This is a genomic window from Nocardia transvalensis NBRC 15921, assembly GCF_000308875.1.
Taxonomy (GTDB): Bacteria; Actinomycetota; Actinomycetes; order Mycobacteriales; family Mycobacteriaceae; genus Nocardia; species Nocardia transvalensis.
This window is the reverse complement of the sequence record NZ_BAGL01000058.1, coordinates 1-16,616: the sequence shown is the minus strand read 5'-3', so window position 1 is coordinate 16,616 and position 16,616 is coordinate 1. Positions and strand designations below refer to the sequence as shown.

The 16,616-nt window shown below is 68.8% G+C and carries 17 protein-coding genes and 1 pseudogene; 8 read left to right on the top strand and 10 right to left on the bottom strand.

Annotation, left to right across the window (positions count from 1 at the left end; genetic code table 11):
• Positions 1 to 138 precede the first annotated feature (138 nt).
• The 10 genes and pseudogenes from ON41_RS19210 to ON41_RS19165 all read right to left on the bottom strand — a co-directional run bounded on the left by ON41_RS19210 (position 139) and on the right by ON41_RS19165 (position 8,586).
• Entirely contained in the window at positions 139 to 1,281 is a 1,143-nt protein-coding gene (locus ON41_RS19210; protein WP_040749070.1) for a thiolase family protein, read from the bottom strand.
• 28 nt (positions 1,282 to 1,309) lie between these two features.
• A complete protein-coding gene (locus ON41_RS19205; RefSeq protein ID WP_040749069.1) occupies positions 1,310 to 1,726 on the bottom strand; it encodes a Zn-ribbon domain-containing OB-fold protein in 417 nt (138 codons plus the stop codon).
• Positions 1,727 to 1,858: 132 nt separating this feature from the next.
• Complete coding sequence (locus ON41_RS19200; RefSeq protein WP_040749068.1) at positions 1,859 to 2,275, bottom strand: nuclear transport factor 2 family protein; 417 nt, start codon at positions 2,273 to 2,275, stop codon at positions 1,859 to 1,861.
• The gene (locus ON41_RS19195) at positions 2,259 to 3,482 is read right to left on the bottom strand and encodes a metal-dependent hydrolase family protein (RefSeq protein WP_040749152.1); all 1,224 of its coding nucleotides are present in this window, start codon (positions 3,480 to 3,482) and stop codon (positions 2,259 to 2,261) included. Before ON41_RS19195 ends, ON41_RS19200 begins: the two co-directional genes overlap by 17 nt.
• Positions 3,483 to 3,487: 5 nt before the next feature.
• Positions 3,488 to 3,772, bottom strand: a complete 285-nt coding sequence (locus ON41_RS19190; protein ID WP_040749067.1) for a DUF1330 domain-containing protein — start codon at positions 3,770 to 3,772, stop codon at positions 3,488 to 3,490.
• A gap of 130 nt (positions 3,773 to 3,902) precedes the next feature.
• A pseudogene (locus ON41_RS19185) lies at positions 3,903 to 4,424 on the bottom strand (carboxymuconolactone decarboxylase family protein); the annotation flags it as partial.
• A 35-nt stretch (positions 4,425 to 4,459) separates the two neighbouring features.
• Positions 4,460 to 5,479, bottom strand: a complete 1,020-nt coding sequence (locus ON41_RS19180; RefSeq protein WP_051161900.1) for an NADPH:quinone oxidoreductase family protein — start codon at positions 5,477 to 5,479, stop codon at positions 4,460 to 4,462.
• A gap of 1 nt (position 5,480) precedes the next feature.
• Entirely contained in the window at positions 5,481 to 6,254 is a 774-nt protein-coding gene (locus ON41_RS19175) for an enoyl-CoA hydratase/isomerase family protein (protein ID WP_040749066.1), read from the bottom strand.
• A gap of 2 nt (positions 6,255 to 6,256) precedes the next feature.
• Entirely contained in the window at positions 6,257 to 7,288 is a 1,032-nt protein-coding gene (locus ON41_RS19170; RefSeq protein ID WP_040749065.1) for a phosphotransferase family protein, read from the bottom strand.
• A complete protein-coding gene (locus ON41_RS19165; protein WP_040749064.1) occupies positions 7,285 to 8,586 on the bottom strand; it encodes an acyl-CoA dehydrogenase family protein in 1,302 nt (433 codons plus the stop codon). Before ON41_RS19165 ends, ON41_RS19170 begins: the two co-directional genes overlap by 4 nt.
• A gap of 126 nt (positions 8,587 to 8,712) precedes the next feature.
• Here ON41_RS19165 and ON41_RS19160 point away from each other — a divergent pair, with 126 nt between their 5' ends.
• From ON41_RS19160 to ON41_RS19125, 8 genes are all read left to right on the top strand, one after another.
• On the top strand, positions 8,713 to 9,354 hold the full coding sequence (locus ON41_RS19160; protein ID WP_040749063.1) for a TetR/AcrR family transcriptional regulator: 642 nt from the start codon (positions 8,713 to 8,715) through the stop codon (positions 9,352 to 9,354).
• 396 nt (positions 9,355 to 9,750) lie between these two features.
• Positions 9,751 to 10,620, top strand: a complete 870-nt coding sequence (locus ON41_RS19155) for an MlaE family ABC transporter permease (protein ID WP_051161897.1) — start codon at positions 9,751 to 9,753, stop codon at positions 10,618 to 10,620.
• Positions 10,620 to 11,474, top strand: coding sequence for an ABC transporter permease (locus ON41_RS19150; RefSeq protein ID WP_040749062.1), 855 nt, complete (start codon positions 10,620 to 10,622; stop codon positions 11,472 to 11,474). The genes ON41_RS19155 and ON41_RS19150 overlap by 1 nt, the downstream gene beginning before the upstream one ends.
• A 6-nt stretch (positions 11,475 to 11,480) precedes the next feature.
• Positions 11,481 to 12,872, top strand: coding sequence for an MlaD family protein (locus ON41_RS19145; RefSeq protein ID WP_051161896.1), 1,392 nt, complete (start codon positions 11,481 to 11,483; stop codon positions 12,870 to 12,872).
• On the top strand, positions 12,869 to 13,906 hold the full coding sequence (locus ON41_RS19140; protein WP_040749061.1) for an MCE family protein: 1,038 nt from the start codon (positions 12,869 to 12,871) through the stop codon (positions 13,904 to 13,906). The genes ON41_RS19145 and ON41_RS19140 overlap by 4 nt, the downstream gene beginning before the upstream one ends.
• 10 nt (positions 13,907 to 13,916) lie before the next feature.
• Complete coding sequence (locus tag ON41_RS19135) at positions 13,917 to 14,969, top strand: MCE family protein (RefSeq protein ID WP_246829558.1); 1,053 nt, start codon at positions 13,917 to 13,919, stop codon at positions 14,967 to 14,969.
• Positions 14,966 to 16,081 carry an MCE family protein gene (locus ON41_RS19130; RefSeq protein ID WP_051161894.1) on the top strand — a complete coding sequence of 372 codons (1,116 nt, stop codon included), beginning with the start codon at positions 14,966 to 14,968 and terminating at the stop codon, positions 16,079 to 16,081. Before ON41_RS19135 ends, ON41_RS19130 begins: the two co-directional genes overlap by 4 nt.
• Positions 16,082 to 16,097: 16 nt before the next feature.
• A partial coding sequence (locus ON41_RS19125) for an MlaD family protein (protein ID WP_157185536.1) occupies positions 16,098 to 16,616 on the top strand: 519 nt, incomplete at its 3' end.

Genomic DNA, 16,616 nt, shown 5'->3' with positions numbered 1-16,616 from the left:
GTGAAGAGAACATGAATGCACTGTACCGGAGAATGACGTGATAACCCGCGTCCAGGTCGCGTGTCCACCAACATTCACGAGATTAACTTTTTTGATTTGTGAGAATTCAATTCTCTGCGATGGGAATTCGGCGGCCCCTCAGATGCTCAGCACGGACGCCGCGGCGGTTCCGGGCGCGCCGTACACCTGGGCGTACCCCACCGTGGGTTTGCCGGGAACCTGCCGGTCACCGGCCTGCCCGCGCAGCTGCAGGACCAGCTCGTAGACCTGCCGGATGCCCGAGGCGCCGATGGGTTCGCCGTTGGCGATGAGGCCGCCGTCGGTATTGACCGGGATCCGGCCGCCGATCTCGGTCGCGCCCTCGGCGAGCAGCTTCTCCTGGTCGCCGTCGGCGCAGAACCCGTTCTCCGCCATGTGGATCACCTCCGAGCCCGCGTCGGTGTCCTGGAGCTGGGCCACGCTCACGTCCTCGGGCCCGATCCCGGCGGCCTCGTAGGCGGCGCGGGAGGCGTACACGGTGGGCGAGGAGTCCTCGTCGATCGCGGCCCAGGTGCTGTGCACCTCGTAGGCGCCGTAGCGCCGCGTGCGAATCGCGGTGGAGCGCAGGTAGACCGGCTTGGTGGTGTAGCGGGCGGCGAGATCCCCGCGGCACATGATCACGGCCGCGGCGCCCTCGTCGGGCGCGCAGAACATGTACTGCGTCAGCGGGTAGTTCAGCATCGTCGAGGACAGGATGTCGTCCTCGGCGATCGGCTTGCGCCGGAAGGCGTTCGGGTTGAGCGCGCCGTTGCGGAAGTTCTTGGCGGCCACCTTGGCGAGCGTGCGCTGCGAGATGTTGTGTTGGTGGATATAGCGATTCGCCTTGATACCGAAGAATTTCGTGGTGACGAACTGGCCGTTCTCCGCGTACCAGGCGGGCAGGCCGAGTTTGGCCGGATCGTCGGTGAACGCCCCGCGCGGATGCTTGTCCATGCCGACGGCGATGCCGATGTCGTAGCGGCCCGACCGGATCGCCTCGGCGGTCTGCTCGATCGAACTGGCCGCCGTCGCACAGGCATTGAACACATTGGTGAACGGGATCCCGGTGAGCCCCACCAGCCGGGTGACGGCGTCGGGATTACTGACCTCGTAGCTGCCGCCGAAGCCGAACTGGATGTCCTTCCACTGCACACCCCCGTCGGCCAGCGCGAGCTGGATCGCCTCGGCGCCCATCTCGATGGCGGTCTTGGGGAACCGGCCGAACGGGTGCAGTCCCACCCCGATGATGGCAACGTCGTTCATGTCGAAAGCTCCTTCGTGCTGATCTGTCTCAGGCCGGCGCGAACGCGCACGTGAGGACCTCGTCCCCGGCGTCGTCCACGTACAGCGGGACGAATGTCAGCGCGACGTCCATGCCGACGCGCAGGACCTGCGGATCGGCGGTCGTCAGCCGGGTCTCGACGCGCACGTCGTCGCCGAGCTGGACGAGGCCGATGCCGAACGGCTCGAAGTTGTCGGCGTTCTCCTTGCCCGCGTAGGGCAGCTTGGGAACGAAACCCTGTGTCGTCCAGGCCACCAGCGTGCCGCGGCGCGGCAACAGCAGATCGCTCATCTCGGCGGCGCTGCACCGCGGGCAGCGCGGCTGGCGGGGCCAGGTGGTCGCGGCGCACGCGCCGCAGCGGCTGCCGATCAACTGCGGATTCTCCGCGGGCCAGGTCGAGACCTCCGGCGCGAGTGCATTCGCCATCGGGCGTCCTCCGTGTTTCCTAATTTCGAATTCTGTTGTGCCGCAGCGGATGCTGTCGTTCTGTTTCCGCGGCGGTGTCCCGTTCTGTTTCCCGCGGCGGTGTCGTCGTTCTGTTTCCCGCAGCAACGCCTTTCAGCTGCGGGTCCGCTCGAAGGCATGGGGAATGCCCGAATCGTGGTCTCCGTTGCGGCGGATGAACGTCATGCGCCGGGTCGCGATGCGCCAGCCGTCCGGTGTCCGGGCGTAGGTGTCGGTGTAGTAGCCGATGCGCATGTCGTGGGTGCTGTGGTCGATGAAGCACAGCGGCTGGGTGCCGGTGGCGGCGTCGCCGTCGATGTCGAGAACCGGTGTGCCGGTGAGGAATAGGCCCTTCGGCGCGGCCGCGACGAGCTCCGGGAACAGGTCCAGGGTGTAGGTGTCGCCGAAGGCGCTGTAGGTGCCGTCGGGGGTGAACACCGCGAGCAGGCCGTCGATATCGCCCTTGGTGATGGTTACCGCGTACCGGGCCAGCAACTGCTGGAGTTCGAGCAGGTCATCGCTTGTCGACATACGTCTTGCCGCCTTTCATCACGAAGCGCACGTCCCGCGTGACGCTCATGTCCTGCAACGGATCTCCGGGCACCGCGATGACGTCGGCGAGCAACCCCTCGGCCAGGCGGCCGCGATCGGGCGCGTCGATGAGATCGGCCGCGTTGACCGTCGCCGCCCGCAGCACGTCGGCCGGGCTGAGGCCGCGCTCGACCAGGGCCACCAGCTCGTCGGCGTTGCGCCCGTGCGGAATCGCGGGCGCGTCGGTGCCGACGGCGATCCGCACGCCCGCCTCGTAGGCCGCGCGCACCGAGGCGCGCGCCTTGGGGAACATCTCGGCCGCCTTGGCCTGCAACGCCGGATCGGCCTTGGACACGTCCATGGCGTCGGCCAGCCGGGTGGTCGGGACCAGCCAGGTATTCGCCTCGACCATCAGCTTTATGGTCTCGTCGTCGATGAGGAAACCGTGTTCGATGCAGTCGATCCCGGCGGCCACCGCGTGTTTCACCGCGTCCGCGCCGTGTGTGTGCGCGGCGACCTTGAGCCCGCGCCGGTGCGCCTCGTCGACGATCGCGAGCAGTTCCTCATCCGAATAGTGCTGCGCCCCAGGCGCTCCGGTGAGTGACATGACACCGCCGGAGACGCAGATCTTGATCAGCTGGGCGCCGTGCTTGATCTGATAGCGCACCGCCTTGCGCACCTCGTCGACGCCGTTGGCGATGCCCTCCTCGAGGGTCAGCTTCAGGACGTCGGGGGCGAAGGCGGAGAACATGGTCGGGTCCAGGTGGCCGCCGGTCGGCGTGATGGCGTGACCGGCGGGGACGATGCGCGGCCCCTCGATCCAGCCCTGATCGATCGCCTTGCCCAGCGCCACGTCCAGCAGGTAGCCGCCGGTCTTGACGAACAGGCCGAGGTTGCGGACGGTCGTGAATCCGGCGCGCAGGGTGCGGCGAGAATTGCCGACCGCGCGCAGCATGCGCAGCGCCGGATCGTCCTTCACGCTGGAGGACAGGCCGGTCTCGCCGCGGCCGCCCATCAGGAGGTTGACCTCCATATCCATCAGGCCGGGCAGCAGCACCGTGTCACCGAGGTCGACGACCTCGTCGGTGTCGGCGCGCGCCGCCCCGCCGACACCCGCGATCCGGTCGCCGTCGATCCGCAGGATGCCGGGCCGGACGATCTCACCGGCCTCGACGTCCAGCATCCCCGCCGCTCTGAGGGTCAGCATGCGGCTCACAACCCGGAGATGATCGCGACATTGGTGTCGGCCGCGGCCTGCCGCAGCGGTTTGGCCTTCCCGTATTCGGGGGAGTTGTACCAGGCCCGGGCGGCCTCGACCGAGTCGAATTCGAGGATCACGGTCTGGTCGCCGTGCCAGTCGCCCTCCAGGGTCTCCGGATTCGAGTCCACCGCGAGCACCCGCACGCCGCTGGTCGCCGGACCGGCGGCCTTCGCGTAGGCCTTCATGCCCTCGGGATCCTTGACGGCTTCGGTGAAGATGACGTAGCCCTTGGGCATTTCAGACCACCTGCTCTCGGTCGATGTGTGGGGTGGCGTCGTGGCGGCCGTCCTTCGGCCGCGCCTCGTGGAGACCCTCTTTCGGCTGCCCCTCGTGCAGACCTTCTTTCGGCTGCCCCTCGTGGAGACCTTCTTTCGGCTGTACACCGAAGGTGTTGAAGGCCATGGCCATCAGGTTGTAGCCGCCGACGGTGAAGATCAGATCCATGCGCTGCTGCTCGTCGAGCCGCTCGCCGAGCGCGGCCCAGACCGCATCCGACAGTTCGGAGTGCTCGCGCAGTTCGCTCACCGCGTCGAGCACCGCCTGCTCGAAGGCGTCGGCCAGCCGTCCGCGCTGGACGCCGGCGATGTCCTCGGCGGTGACGCCCGCCTGGGGCGCGATGTCCACGTGGCTTTTCCACTCGTAGGCGCACCCGCTGAGGTGCGCCACGCGCAGCACCGCCAGCTCCCGCACGCGCGGCGGGAGACTGGACCGGAACAGCAGGTAGACACCGAAGTTCAGGAAGGCCTCGGCCAGGTCCGGATGCCGGACGAGCGCCGACATCGCGGGCCCGGCGCCGTCCGGATTCCGGCGTTCACGGGGGAGTAGCGGCCGCAACGCCGCACGGGTCCGGTCGTCCCATTGATCGGCCGGAAGCGGGGGGACGCGCATCAGCCCTCCTCTCGAGAGAATTACATTCTCAATTTCTAACCACTAGATTTCCATGAGTGGGTGCCGTAGTCAATGTCGATGACGACCTTGCCGACGGCGCCCCCGTCGGCGACCCGGCGCAGCGCGCCCGCGGTATCCGCCAGCGGATAGGTCGCGCCGATGTGCGGGCGGACGCGGCCGGTGGCCAGCAGGGCGGCGAGTTCGTCCTCGTTGCGGCGCATTTCCGCCCCGTCCATATCGCGGAACTGGAAGCCCAGGATCCGCACACCCTTGACCAGGACGAGATTGAGCGGGATGGCGGGGATGTCGCCGGAGGCGTACCCGACGGTGACGAACCGTCCGCCGCGGCTCAGCGAGCGCAGCGCGGGTTCGGCGAGATCCCCGCCCACCGGGTCGACCACCGCGTGCGCGCCGTCGGGCAGTACGCCGCGAAGTTCCTTCCGCAGCAGGCTCTTCCGGTCGGGGCCCGGCGCGATCGTCCCGTGGTCGACGAGGTGTCGCGCGCCGCAGGCCGCCGCCGCCTCGAGTTTGGCCGCCGTCGAGGCGACCGCGGTGACCTCCGCGCCCAGCAGCGTCGCCAGCTGCACCGTGGCCAGCCCGACCCCGCCGCCCGCGCCGAGCACGATCACCCGGTTGCCGCGCCGTACCCGGCAGACGGACCGTAGCACGTGATAGGCCGTCCGATGCGCCACCCCGAAAGCGGCCGCGGTGAAATCGTCGACACCGTCCGGAATCCGGCGCACGGCACCGGAATCGGCGACCACCTCCTCGGCGAAGGCGCCGCTGAGCACGGTCCCGGCGACCCGGTCACCGACGGCCACGCCCACGACATCGACTCCGGCCGCGGTGACGACTCCGGCGAATTCGCTGCCCGGCACGAACGGCGGCGGCACGCTGAGCTGGTACCGATCGGCGATCAACAGGACGTCCGGAAAGTTGACGGCCGCGGCGGCGACCCGCACCTGTACTTGGCCCGGCCCCGGCTGTGGCGACGGAAGGTCTTGCAGCCGAACGACGTCCGGAGATCCGTACGCCGGGCAGACGGCGGCGCGCATCTCACAGCCCCCGCCAGACCGGTGCGCGCTTCTCCACGAACGCGCGAGCGCCCTCCTTGGCGTCGTCGCTGCTGAATACGGCGACCTGCCACCGCGGCAGCAGTTCCTCGGCCCGCGCGGCGTCGGTGACGCCGAGCCGGACGAGTTCCTTGCAGGCGGCCAGGCCGAGCGGTGCGTTGGCCGCGACCCGGTCCGCGAACTCCCGCGCGGCCGCCGCCACCTGTTCCGGCTCGACGACGGCATTGACCAGTCCGAGTTCGTAGCCCCGCGCCGCGGTGATCGGATCACCGGTCAGGGTCATCTCCAGCGCCACACCCAGCGGGATGCGGGTGCCGAGCGCGGTGCCGCCGCCACCCGGGAACAGTCCGCGCTTCACCTCGGGGAGCGCGAATTTAGCGGCCGACGACGCGACGATGATGTCCGCGCCGAGCAGCAACTCCAGCCCGCCACCCACCGCCGATCCGTTGGCGCCGCCGATCACCGGGACCGCCAGCTCACCGTGCGCGAGTCTGCCGTAGGCCACGATATCCGGATCGCTCGCGTCGAAGGCGTCGCCTTCGGCGAAGGCGCGCAGATCCATTCCGGCGCAAAAGGCCCGGTCACCGGATCCGGTCAGCACCAGCGCGCGAATCCCCGGATCACCCTCGGCCGCCGTGGCGGCCGCCCCGACGGCGCGCATCATCGGAATCGTCAGGGCGTTGCGTGCCGCGGGCCGGTTCAGCCGTACGGTCAGCACCGGCCCGTCCTGGTCGATGTAAACATCCTGGTCGCTCATGTTCAGTACTCACTCGTCTCGGCGAGTTCCGCGGCGGAGCGCATGAGTTCGGGCACGATCGCGCCGAAGGCCTGCAGTTTCACGTTGTCGCCCGCGCGCTGGAAGCCCTGTTCGAGCACGATCGCGAGCTTCCATTTCGCCAGCACCAGGTAGTAGTCGAGATCGTCGACCTGGCGGCCGGACACCTCGGCGTAATGGGCGGCCACCTGATCCCGGGTGGGCATGGCGTACATGTCCACGTAGCCGTTGTCGCGCGCCTCGGGCGCGTGCGGATCCGCGGGCCAGTCCTGCAGCATCCAGGCCAGGTCGAGTTTCGGGTCGCCGACCGTGCCCATCTCCCAGTCGACGATGGCCGCCAGCCGCGCGGGCGCACCCGCCCGGTACATGACGTTGGCGAACTGGTAGTCGCCGTGCATCACGCCCGGGACGTAGTCCAGCGGCCGGCGGGCGCGCAGCCAGCGGGTGGCCGCGTCCATGCCGTCCAGGTCGCGGCCGCGGATCCGGTCGAAAAACGTTGTCCAGCGGTCGACCTGGCGTTCGTGGAAGCCGTCGGGGCGGCCGAGGTCGTGCAGCCCCGCGGCCCGCCAGTCGACCCTGGACAGCAGCGCGATCCCCTCTGCCAGCTGATAGGCCAGCTCCCCGCGCGCCCGCAGGTCGGTGTCGAAGGGCTCCGGCCAGGCCTCCTGATGGTCCATCGGGGACCAGCCGTCCACGAAGCCCATCAGATAGAACGTGCGGCCCAGCACGCCGGTGTCGGTGCACACCGCGACCGCGGGCGTGTGCGGTACGTCGGTCCCGTCCAGCGCGTCGATGATGCGCCACTCCCGCAGGATTCCCTTGTCGCGGTCCGCCGGTGCGGCCGGCGGCGGAATCCGCAGCACGCTGTGGTGCTCGCCGCGGCGCAGCTCGTAGATCTCGTTCTGGGTGCCACCGGACAGGAAACGGGTCCGCAGCGGTTCTCCCGCACCGGACAGTCCCTCGCGGTCCATCCAGTCGGCCAGCCGCGCGGTGTCCAGGGCGGATTCGGTGCTCATCGGTTCCCCACCTCGTGCTCCAGATAACTCGCGTACTTGGCAAGGGCCGCTTCGCGTTTGCGCGGGATCCACTCACTCGGCCACATGCCGTCGGCGGGGGCGTAGTCGCGCAGCACCTGCTTGGCGACGGTTCCCTTGTGCACCTCGGTGGGCCCGTCGGCCAGTCCCATGACGCCCGCGCCGTGGATCATCCGGAAGAACGGCATCTCGTTGGTGACGCCGAGCGCGCCGTGCACCTGCATGGCGCGCCAGGCGATGTCGTGCAGCACGGTGGGCATGACGACCTTCACCGCGGCGATGTCCTTGCGCACCTTCTTGTAGTCGTTGTACTTGTCGATCTCCCAGGCGGTGTAGAGCACGAACAGCCGGAACTGCTGCAACTGCGCGTAGGAGTCGGCGATGTAGCCCTGCACGAACTGCTTGTCGGCCAGCCGGCTGCCCGCGGTCTCGCGGCTCAGGGCGCGCTCGCACATCATGTCCAGCGCGGCGCGGGCCAGGCCGATGGTGCGCATGGCGTGGTGGATGCGCCCGCCGCCGAGCCGGGTCTGGGCGATCGCGAACGCCTTGCCCTCCCCGCCGAGCAGCGCCTCCGCGGGCACCCGCACGCCGTCGTAGTGGATCAGCGCGTGCTGGCCACCGTTGTCGGGTTCGCCGTACAGCCCGACGTCGCGGACGATCTCGATGCCCGGAGTGTCCGCGGGCACCAGGAACATCGACATCCCCTGGTACACCGCGACATCCGGATTCGTGACCGCCATGACGATCAGGAACGACGCCGTCCGGGCGTTGGAGGAGAAGAACTTCCAGCCGTCGATGACCCAGTCGTCGCCGTCGCGCACCGCGCGGGTGGTGAAGTGCGCCGGATCGGCCCCCGCCTGCGGTTCGGTCATCGAGTAGCAGGAGAACAGTTCACCGTCGAGCAACGGCCGCAGATAGCGTTCCTTCTGCTCGGCCGTGCCGTAATGGGCGATGATCTCCGCGTTGCCGGTGTCGGGGGCCTGGCAGCCGAAGACGATCGGCGCCCACGACGAGCGGCCGAGGATCTCGTTGAGCAGTGCCAGTTTCAGCTGCCCGTAGCCCTGGCCGCCCAGCTCGGGCGTCAGGTGGGTGGCCCACAGCTTGTGCTCGCGCACCTCCTGTTTGAGCGGTTCGATCGCCGCGCGCCGGCCGCCGTCCAGCGGCACGAACTGCTCGTGTGGCCACACCAGATCCAGCGGTTCGACCTGCTCGCGGACGAACTCGTCGGCCCAGTCCAGCTGCGCCCGGTAGCCGGGGTCGGTGTCGAAGTCCCACGCCATGTTGCGCCCTCCTCTCGATATGAGAGAATAGACTTCTCTAAGTGAAGAACGCAATTCTTAGATGGGATTCGATCGGTAAGGGATGGGCGATATGACAACGGGGACTGGGCATTCGGCGGTGCGGCCGTGACCGTGCCGCGGGATGTGGCCGGGGGCATCGCGCGCAGGTCGCTGGCGGAGCGGGAGGCGGACTACACGGGGGAGGTCCGCCGGTTGCTCGACGCCGCGCTGGAGTTGATGCGGGCGGCCGGTACCGCGTCGGCGCCGCGGGTGGCCGATATCGTCGCGGCGGCCGGGCTGTCCAACGACGCGTTCTACCGCCATTTCCGGTCCAAGGACGCGCTGGTCGCGGCGCTGCTGGAGGACGGAACCGAACGCCTGTACGGCTATGTCGCGCACCGGATGGGCAAGGCGTCCACGCCGGCGGACCGGGTCCGGGCGTGGGTGACGGCGATCCTGCTGCAGGCCGGTACGGAGATCGCCGCGACGACCCGCGCGGTGCTGTGGAACTCGAGCGGATCGGGCCAGGGCGTGGTGTCGGGGGCGGGGACCGCCGGAGCGCGCCTGGCCGAACTACTGCACGAGCCGTTCGCCGAACTCGGCAGTGCCACACCGGAATTCGACGCGTCCCTGGCGGGTCACGCGATGGTCGGCAAACTCGCGGAGTTCCTGTGGCGGCGGATCGAACCGGCCCCGTCCGACGTCGACCGGATCACCGCGTTCTGCCTGCGCGCGGTCCGGGCGACCGGCGCTGATGGAAGAATCTGAATTGCAAGTGTGAGAACGATACTCTCAAGTATGGTCGGCGGGCCCGGCCGGAAGTGTCTCTGTGGCACTCTGCCCACGCGACGCCGGACCGCTCGCGCGGCCGGATGTCGAGGGTGTTGCCGAGGTCGGAATGTTGCTACAGTCCTCGTGTGACGAATGTATCATTCTCCGAAAGTGAGAATGAAACTTTCCGACTCGACGAGGAGGCGGGATGTCGGTGACGATCTTGACCGCCCTGGGAGCAGATGCTACACAGGTGCGCGGCCCTGGTGCTGAGCGAGTGTTCAGCACCGTGCACCACGGGCCGCCGTCCCGGTCGCGGCACACGCGTCCATCGGGCATCAGGGAGGGAACGATGATCGACGCCACGAACCCCGTCACGAAGGAAGCCGGAACGTGACGGCCGCGCCGTCGGTCACCCCGGACCGGATCGCCGGGCGATCCGCGGTCCGTGAGATCAAGGAGTGGGTCGGCGGGTACCTCCGCCGCCACCCCGGTGCCTCCCTCGAAACCGTTGGGGGACAGTTCGTTCTGGGGGTACGGGCCATCCAGTACCTGTTCGTCGATATCGCCCGGGGCCGGTTCCCGTTCCGCGAATTCGTCCAGCAGGCCGTCTTCATGGCCAAGACCGCCTACATCCCGACCATCGCGGTGGCGCTGCCGATCAGCGCGACCATGTCCATCCAGTTCGGACTGCTGGCCGGCCAGGTCGGGGCGACCTCGCTGGCCGGCGCCGCGGGCGGCCTGGCGGTGATCCGGCAGGCCGCGCCGCTGGTCACGGCCATTCTGCTGGCGGCTGCGGTGGGCTCGGCCATCTGCTCGGACCTCGGCGCGCGCAAGATCCGCGAGGAGATCGACGCCATGGAGGTCATGGGGGTCTCGGCGCTGCGCGCGCTGGTGGTGCCCCGGCTCGCGGCCGGCGTCGTCGTCGCCCTCGGGCTGACGGGCCTGAGCGCCTTCGTCGGCTTCCTGGCGGGCTACCTGTTCAACGTCTACATCCAGGACGGCACGCCCGGCAGCTACCTGGCCACCTTCTCGTCCTTCGCCAGGGTCGGCGATCTGTGGCTGGCGATGGTCAAGGCCGTGGTGTTCGGCGTCATCGTCACCATCGTCTCGTGTGAGAAGGGCCTGAACACCAAGGGCGGGCCGGGCGGCGTGGCCAACTCGGTCAATGCCGCGGTCGTCGCCTCGATCATCCTGCTGATGCTGGTGAACGCCGGTTTCACCGAGCTGTACACCCTGCTGTTCCCGAGGACGACGCTCTGATGGCCTCCCGTTACTACCCGCCCGGAGTGCGGCCCGTCCTCGTCGCCGGAGCCGCGGTCTCGGCTCCCGTCATGCGGCTCGGGTACATGGCGACGTTCTTCCTGCGGGTGCTGGGCGGAATTCCGGTGGTGCTGCGGCACTATCGCGCCGAGTTCCTGAAGATGCTGTCGAACGTCACGTGGGGCAACGGCTCCATCGTCGTCGGCGGCGGCACCGGGCAGGTCATCCTCGTCCTCGGCGCGGCGGCCGGGGCGATCGTCGGGATCGAGGGTTTCAGCGCGCTGAAGCTGCTGGGCATGGCCCCTGCCACCGGCATGATCGCCTCGACGGCCGCGACCCGCGAACTCGCGCCGATCATGGCCTCCATCGCCTTCGCCGCGCAGGCGGGCTGTCGCTTCACCGCGCAGCTGGGATCCATGCGCATCGCGGAGGAGATCGACGCGCTCGACGCGATCGCGATCCGCCCGATCCCGTATCTGGTCACCACCCGGATGCTGGCCTCGATCGTGGCGATGGTTCCCCTGTACCTGGCCTGCCTGGCCTTCAGCTATCTGGCCGTGGAGATCGTCGTCGGCCTCTCGGGCGGGCAGTCGCCGGGGACCTACGAGCACTACTTCCGGCTCGTGCTCAGCGGCACGGACATCCTCTATTCCCTGTCGAAGGCCGTCGTCTTCGTCATCCTCACCACGACCATCCAGTGCTACTTCGGCTTCTACGCCTCCGGCGGCCCGCAGGGCGTCGGCGTGGCGGCCGGTCGCGCGATGCGCGCCAGCATCACCGTGATGATCTTCGTGAACCTGCTGATGACGATGACGCTGTGGGGCTTCGACGCCGGCGCGAGAATCAGTGGGTAGCAACAGATGTCGATTGCGTTCGAATCAGACGGCAAGGTGCTGGCCAACTGGAACCTGCTGCTGCGCGGCCTCGCCTTCCTGGCGGTCGTCGCCGTCGTCGGCGGGTTGATGCTCGCCAGGTCCCAGGGCGTCTTCGAGAAGACCGTGCGCGTCACGGCCGAACTGGTCAATGTGGGCGACGGACTGCCGGCGAAATCGGATGTGAAGTATCAGGGCGTCGTGGTCGGCCAGGTCGACAGTGTCAGCCCGTCGACCGACGGCGGCCCCAACCATGTGCACATCGACCTGAAACCCGGTTCCCTGGCCGGTATTCCGGCCACGGTGACCGCCCGCGTCGTGCCCAGCAACGTCTTCGCGGTGCCGTCGATCCAGCTGGTCTACAACGGCCGCGGCTCGCCGCTGGCCGCGGGCGCGCGCATCCCCGAGGATCGCAGCCAGGCGACCGTCCGGTTGCAGACCTCCCTCACGGCGCTGAGCCGGATCGCCGCCGCGGCAGGGCGTTCCAGCTCCGATCCGGCGCTGGGCATCCTGGCCGTCGTCGAACGCGCCACGGCCGGGCACGGCGAGGAGGCGGTCCGCGCGGGCGCCGAACTGACCCGGATCGCCCAGGCGTTCAACGCCGCCATGGCGCCGGACGGGACGGGCTCCACGGTGGACGCGCTGTCGAACGCGCTTGCGGGCCTGCGGACTTCGGCGCCCGATCTGCTCGGCGCGGTGCACAACGCGGTCGGCCCGATGCGCGCGGTGGCGGAGAGCCGGGAGCAGCTGGCGAACCTGCTGTCCGCCGGACTGGCCACCTCGTCGACGGTGGCGGGCGGCCTGGAGAACAGGGTCGACACGATCACCGGCGTCACCGGGAAGATCGGTCCGGTGCTGGGCACGCTCGGCGACGGCAGCGCCAACTTCGCCCAGATGGCGACGTCACAGACGCAGATGGCGTATTACTTCAAGACGCTGTGGGACGAGGGCGATCAGAATATGACCGCCAAGATCATCCTCGAGCTCACGCCGCACCGGCAGTACACCCGCGCCGACTGCCCGCGCTACGGCACCCTGGCGGGGCCCAGCTGCACGTCCGGCCCGCCCGGCAATACCACGATCATCGGTCCGAACGCGGCGCCCGGGGCGGTTCCGACCCTGATCGGCGGCAATGTGGGTGAGATCGGCAGCCGGCAGGAGCAGGAGCGGATCGCGGCGCTGCTCGGCATCCCGCCGAATGCCGCGAACGACCTGCTGTTCGGGCCGCTACTGCGGGGCAACGACGCGACGGCCACTCCGGCTCCAGCCGCCCCGGCCGCTCCCGCCCCGCTGCCGGGCCTGCCTGCGCTACCGGGCTTTCCGCTACCGCTACCCGTCCCCGCCGCCCCTGCCCCCGCTCCGACAGGAGAGCCGCGATGAGCTACCGCAAGCCGCTGGCGGGCCTGATCCTGTTCCTGGTGGTGTCGATCGGCCTGACCTGGTCCATGTATGTGACGCTGTCGCGCAGCGTGAGCGGGCAGACCGAGACGTACTCGGCGATCTTCACCGACGTGTCCGGACTGCACGCCGGCGACGACGTGCGCATGGCCGGGGTGCGGGTGGGCCGGGTGCAGGCCGTCGACCTGGACGGCGTCCGCGCGAAGGTCACCTTCGAGGTGCAGCGCGATCAGCCGGTCTACGGCAATACGGCGGCCTCGGTCACGTATCAGAATCTGATCGGGCAGCGGTATGTCGGGCTGTCGCTGCGCGACTTCGGTGATCCGAGGAAGCTGCCGGCGGGCGGGCAGATCCCGGTCGAGCACACCGAGCCCTCGTTCGATATCTCCAAGCTGCTCAACGGGTTCGAGCCGCTGTTCAGCGTGCTGGACCCGCAGCAGGTCGACAACATCAGCGCGGCGGTGGTCCGGTCGCTGCAGGGCGACGACGGCGCGATCACCACGCTGATCGCCGAAACCGCCTCGCTCGCACAGGCATTCGCCGGTCCGGACCAGATCCTGGGACAGGTCATCGACAATCTCAGCGGGGTGCTCGGCGACCTGTCGCGGCAGAGCGGCAACCTGCAAACGGTGCTGCAGCAGACCCACCGGATCTTCGACGGCCTGGCCCAGCACCGCGACGAATTGTTCGGGCAGGTCGAGGCGATCTCCGGCACGCTGGGGCGGGCCGCGGACGTGGTGCGCGGTGCGAGTCCCGCGCTGAACCAGTTCGTCGATCGCCGGCCGGGCTTCGCCCAGCATTTCGTCGACGGCAAGGACAGATTCGCCTACGTGGGCTTCAACCTGCCGTACCTGCTGAAGGGCCTGGCCCGGATCACCGGCAACGGCTCGTATCTCGATGCCTACGTCTGCGAGGTGAAGGTGAGCATGATCCCCGGAATCGATCCGCTCATGTCGGCGATTCTGGGCCAGGCGACGCCCAGCGGCCACGTCGAGAACTCCGAGATCTGCAGGTGAGGCGGCCATGGTGAGTGGGAAGCGAATCCTGCCGCGCCGGAGCGGGCGCGGGCGTCCGCTGGAGGATCTGAGCAAGCTGCGTATCGGCCTGACCGCGGTCGTCGTGCTCGCGGTCGTGGTCGGGGTGACGGTGTTCGTCAATTCGCTGCACCTGGGCAAGGAGACCTATCGAGCGGACTTCGCGCAGGCCGCCGGGGTGAGCGCCGGCGACGGGGTGACGCTGGCCGGCATCGAGGTCGGCAATGTCACCGGGACGAAGCTGGCAGGCGACCACGTCGTGGTAACCATGAAGCTGAACCGCGGCCTGCCGCTGGGGGCCGATACCGGCGCGGCGATCAAACTGACGACGCTGCTGGGTTCGCGGTACGTCGAGCTGCGTCCCGCCGGATCGGGGCATCTGCGCGACAACGCGATCGCGTTGTCGCGCACCGAGGTTCCCTATGACCTGGAGACTGCGCTGCAGAACGCCACCACGACCTTCTCGAGTATCGACGCGGACCGGGTCGCGCAGACGATGGGCGCATTGACCGATCAACTGCGCGGGGCTCCGGCGCTGATGCCGCAGACGTTGCAGAACATGAAGACCCTCGCCGCGGTGATCGGCGACCGGCGCGCGCAGATCGGGCAGTTGCTGACCAGCACCGACCAGGTCACCACCGTGCTGCGGGAACAGCAGGGCGAACTGGCGGGCATGGTCGCCCAGGGCCGGAACGTGCTGCAGGAGTTGATTTCCCGGCAGCAGGCCATCGAGAGTCTGCTGCGCGCCGCGACCGGCCTGGTGCAGCAGCTGCAGCCGATCGCGGTGGGTGACGAACCGGAGATCCAGCAGCTGCTCGACAACCTGACGGAGATGACCGGGATGATCGCCGGTCACGACGATCTGCTGCGCAACATCCTGCAGATCCTGCCGGTGCCGTGGCGGCTGTTCGCGAATGCCACCGGGACCGGTCAGGAGCTGGTGGGCAACGGGCCCGACGGCGCGTTCATCGATTCGTTCATGTGCGCGCTGAGCGGCTACGCGCAGAAGGTCAACCAGCCCACGTACTTCCAGGACTGCAAATGAGTAATGTGCTGCGAGGAGTGAAGCTGGCGGCTGTCGCGCTGCTGGGGGCGGTGGTGGCCGGCTGTTCGAGCGGGCCGCTCGGCGGGATCACCGATTCGTCGATCACGGTGACCGCGCAGTTCGCCAACGCCAACGGCCTGTACGTGGGCAATCCCGTGTCGGTGCTGGGCATGAGGGTCGGCAAGGTCACCGGCATCCAGCCGCGCGGGGCGCATGTCGACATCACGATGGACGTCGACAAGTGGGTCAAGATTCCCGCCGACGCCAAGGCGGTCACCGTCTCGGATTCGGTGCTGACCGACCGGCACATCGAATTCACGCCCGTCTACAAGGGCGGCCCGGCCCTGGCCGACCACGCCGTCCTGACCGCCGACCGCACCCGGGTGCCGGTCGAATTCGACAGCCTGCTGTCGATGGCCGACAAACTCTCGACCTCCCTCGGCACGGACCCGAACGGTCAGGGGCCGGTCGCCGGGCTGCTGGACGTGGGCTCGCAGATCGCGGCCGGCAACGGCGACAGCCTGCGCGACGCGATGAGCGAACTGGCGCGCGCCCTGCAACTGGGCCCCGACAACGGCGCGGCCACCCGCGCGGCCGTCACCAAGGTCGTGCAGAATCTCGACGCCCTCACCGCCGCCGCGTCCCGCAACGATCAGGCCCTGCGCGACTTCGGTTCCGGCATACACACACTCAGCGACATCCTCGCCGACCAGAACCTGGGCACCGGCGACACCGGGGCGAAGCTGAACGAGATCATGACCCGGATGACCGATCTGCTGGAACGCAATCGGGGCAACATCCACACGCTGTCGGGAAACGCGAACACGATGACGAAGTCGCTCGCGGACTACAACGACAACCTCGCGGAATTCCTCGACGTCTTCCCGCTGGTGACCGACAACGCCTACAACGCGATCGATCCGAACACCCGCGCCTTGCGCGGCACTGTCGATCTGAACAAGTTCCTCCTGGACGGGCAGATGCTGAAGACCGTGTGCAATCTGCTGAACCTGAAGGAACTCGGCTGCGCGACCGGGACCCCGCGGGATATGGGTCCCGATTTCGGTATCGGCCAGATGCTCTCCGTCATCGCGGGAGCACCGCCGAAGTAGCAGGGATGGCAAGACTATGACGACGAAATTCGGCTCGGGGCAGCGTGGCCCACGTCAGCGGCTTCTCGGTGTCGCCGCGGCGGTGACCGTCTCGGCGACGGCATTGTCGGTGACCGGATGCGCGGTGAGTCTGGACAAGATGCCGCTGCCGGCGCCGGGCGTCGAGGGCTATCACGTGACGGCCACCTTCGCCAACGCGCTCAACCTGCCGACCAAGGCAAAGGTCCGCCTCAACGGCGCCGATGTCGGCCAGGTCGAATCGATGCGGGCGAAGGACTACACCGCGATCGTCTCGATGCGCATCCGGTCCGGGGTGCCACTGCCCGCGGGCACCACCGCCGAACTACGCTCCGCCACCCCGATGGGCGACGTCTTCATCGGACTCACCCCACCCGCCACACCGGACCCCCACACCCCCAACCTCGCCGACGGCGCGAACATCCCCCTGGCAGCCACCTCCGCCGCGGCGACCATCGAGGAAGTGCTCACCCGGGCCGCGCTGCTGGTCAACGGCGGCGCCATCGAGAACGTCACC

Coding starts and splice junctions, on each gene's coding strand:
- ON41_RS19210 (WP_040749070.1), bottom strand. CDS start 1,281: ATGAACGACGTTGCCATCATCGGGGTGGGACTGCACCCGTTCGGCCGG.
- ON41_RS19205 (WP_040749069.1), bottom strand. CDS start 1,726: ATGGCGAATGCACTCGCGCCGGAGGTCTCGACCTGGCCCGCGGAGAAT.
- ON41_RS19200 (WP_040749068.1), bottom strand. CDS start 2,275: ATGTCGACAAGCGATGACCTGCTCGAACTCCAGCAGTTGCTGGCCCGG.
- ON41_RS19195 (WP_040749152.1), bottom strand. CDS start 3,482: ATGCTGACCCTCAGAGCGGCGGGGATGCTGGACGTCGAGGCCGGTGAG.
- ON41_RS19190 (WP_040749067.1), bottom strand. CDS start 3,772: ATGCCCAAGGGCTACGTCATCTTCACCGAAGCCGTCAAGGATCCCGAG.
- ON41_RS19180 (WP_051161900.1), bottom strand. CDS start 5,479: ATGCGCGCCGCCGTCTGCCCGGCGTACGGATCTCCGGACGTCGTTCGG.
- ON41_RS19175 (WP_040749066.1), bottom strand. CDS start 6,254: ATGAGCGACCAGGATGTTTACATCGACCAGGACGGGCCGGTGCTGACC.
- ON41_RS19170 (WP_040749065.1), bottom strand. CDS start 7,288: ATGAGCACCGAATCCGCCCTGGACACCGCGCGGCTGGCCGACTGGATG.
- ON41_RS19165 (WP_040749064.1), bottom strand. CDS start 8,586: ATGGCGTGGGACTTCGACACCGACCCCGGCTACCGGGCGCAGCTGGAC.
- ON41_RS19150 (WP_040749062.1), top strand. CDS start 10,620: ATGGCCTCCCGTTACTACCCGCCCGGAGTGCGGCCCGTCCTCGTCGCC.
- ON41_RS19145 (WP_051161896.1), top strand. CDS start 11,481: ATGTCGATTGCGTTCGAATCAGACGGCAAGGTGCTGGCCAACTGGAAC.
- ON41_RS19140 (WP_040749061.1), top strand. CDS start 12,869: ATGAGCTACCGCAAGCCGCTGGCGGGCCTGATCCTGTTCCTGGTGGTG.
- ON41_RS19130 (WP_051161894.1), top strand. CDS start 14,966: ATGAGTAATGTGCTGCGAGGAGTGAAGCTGGCGGCTGTCGCGCTGCTG.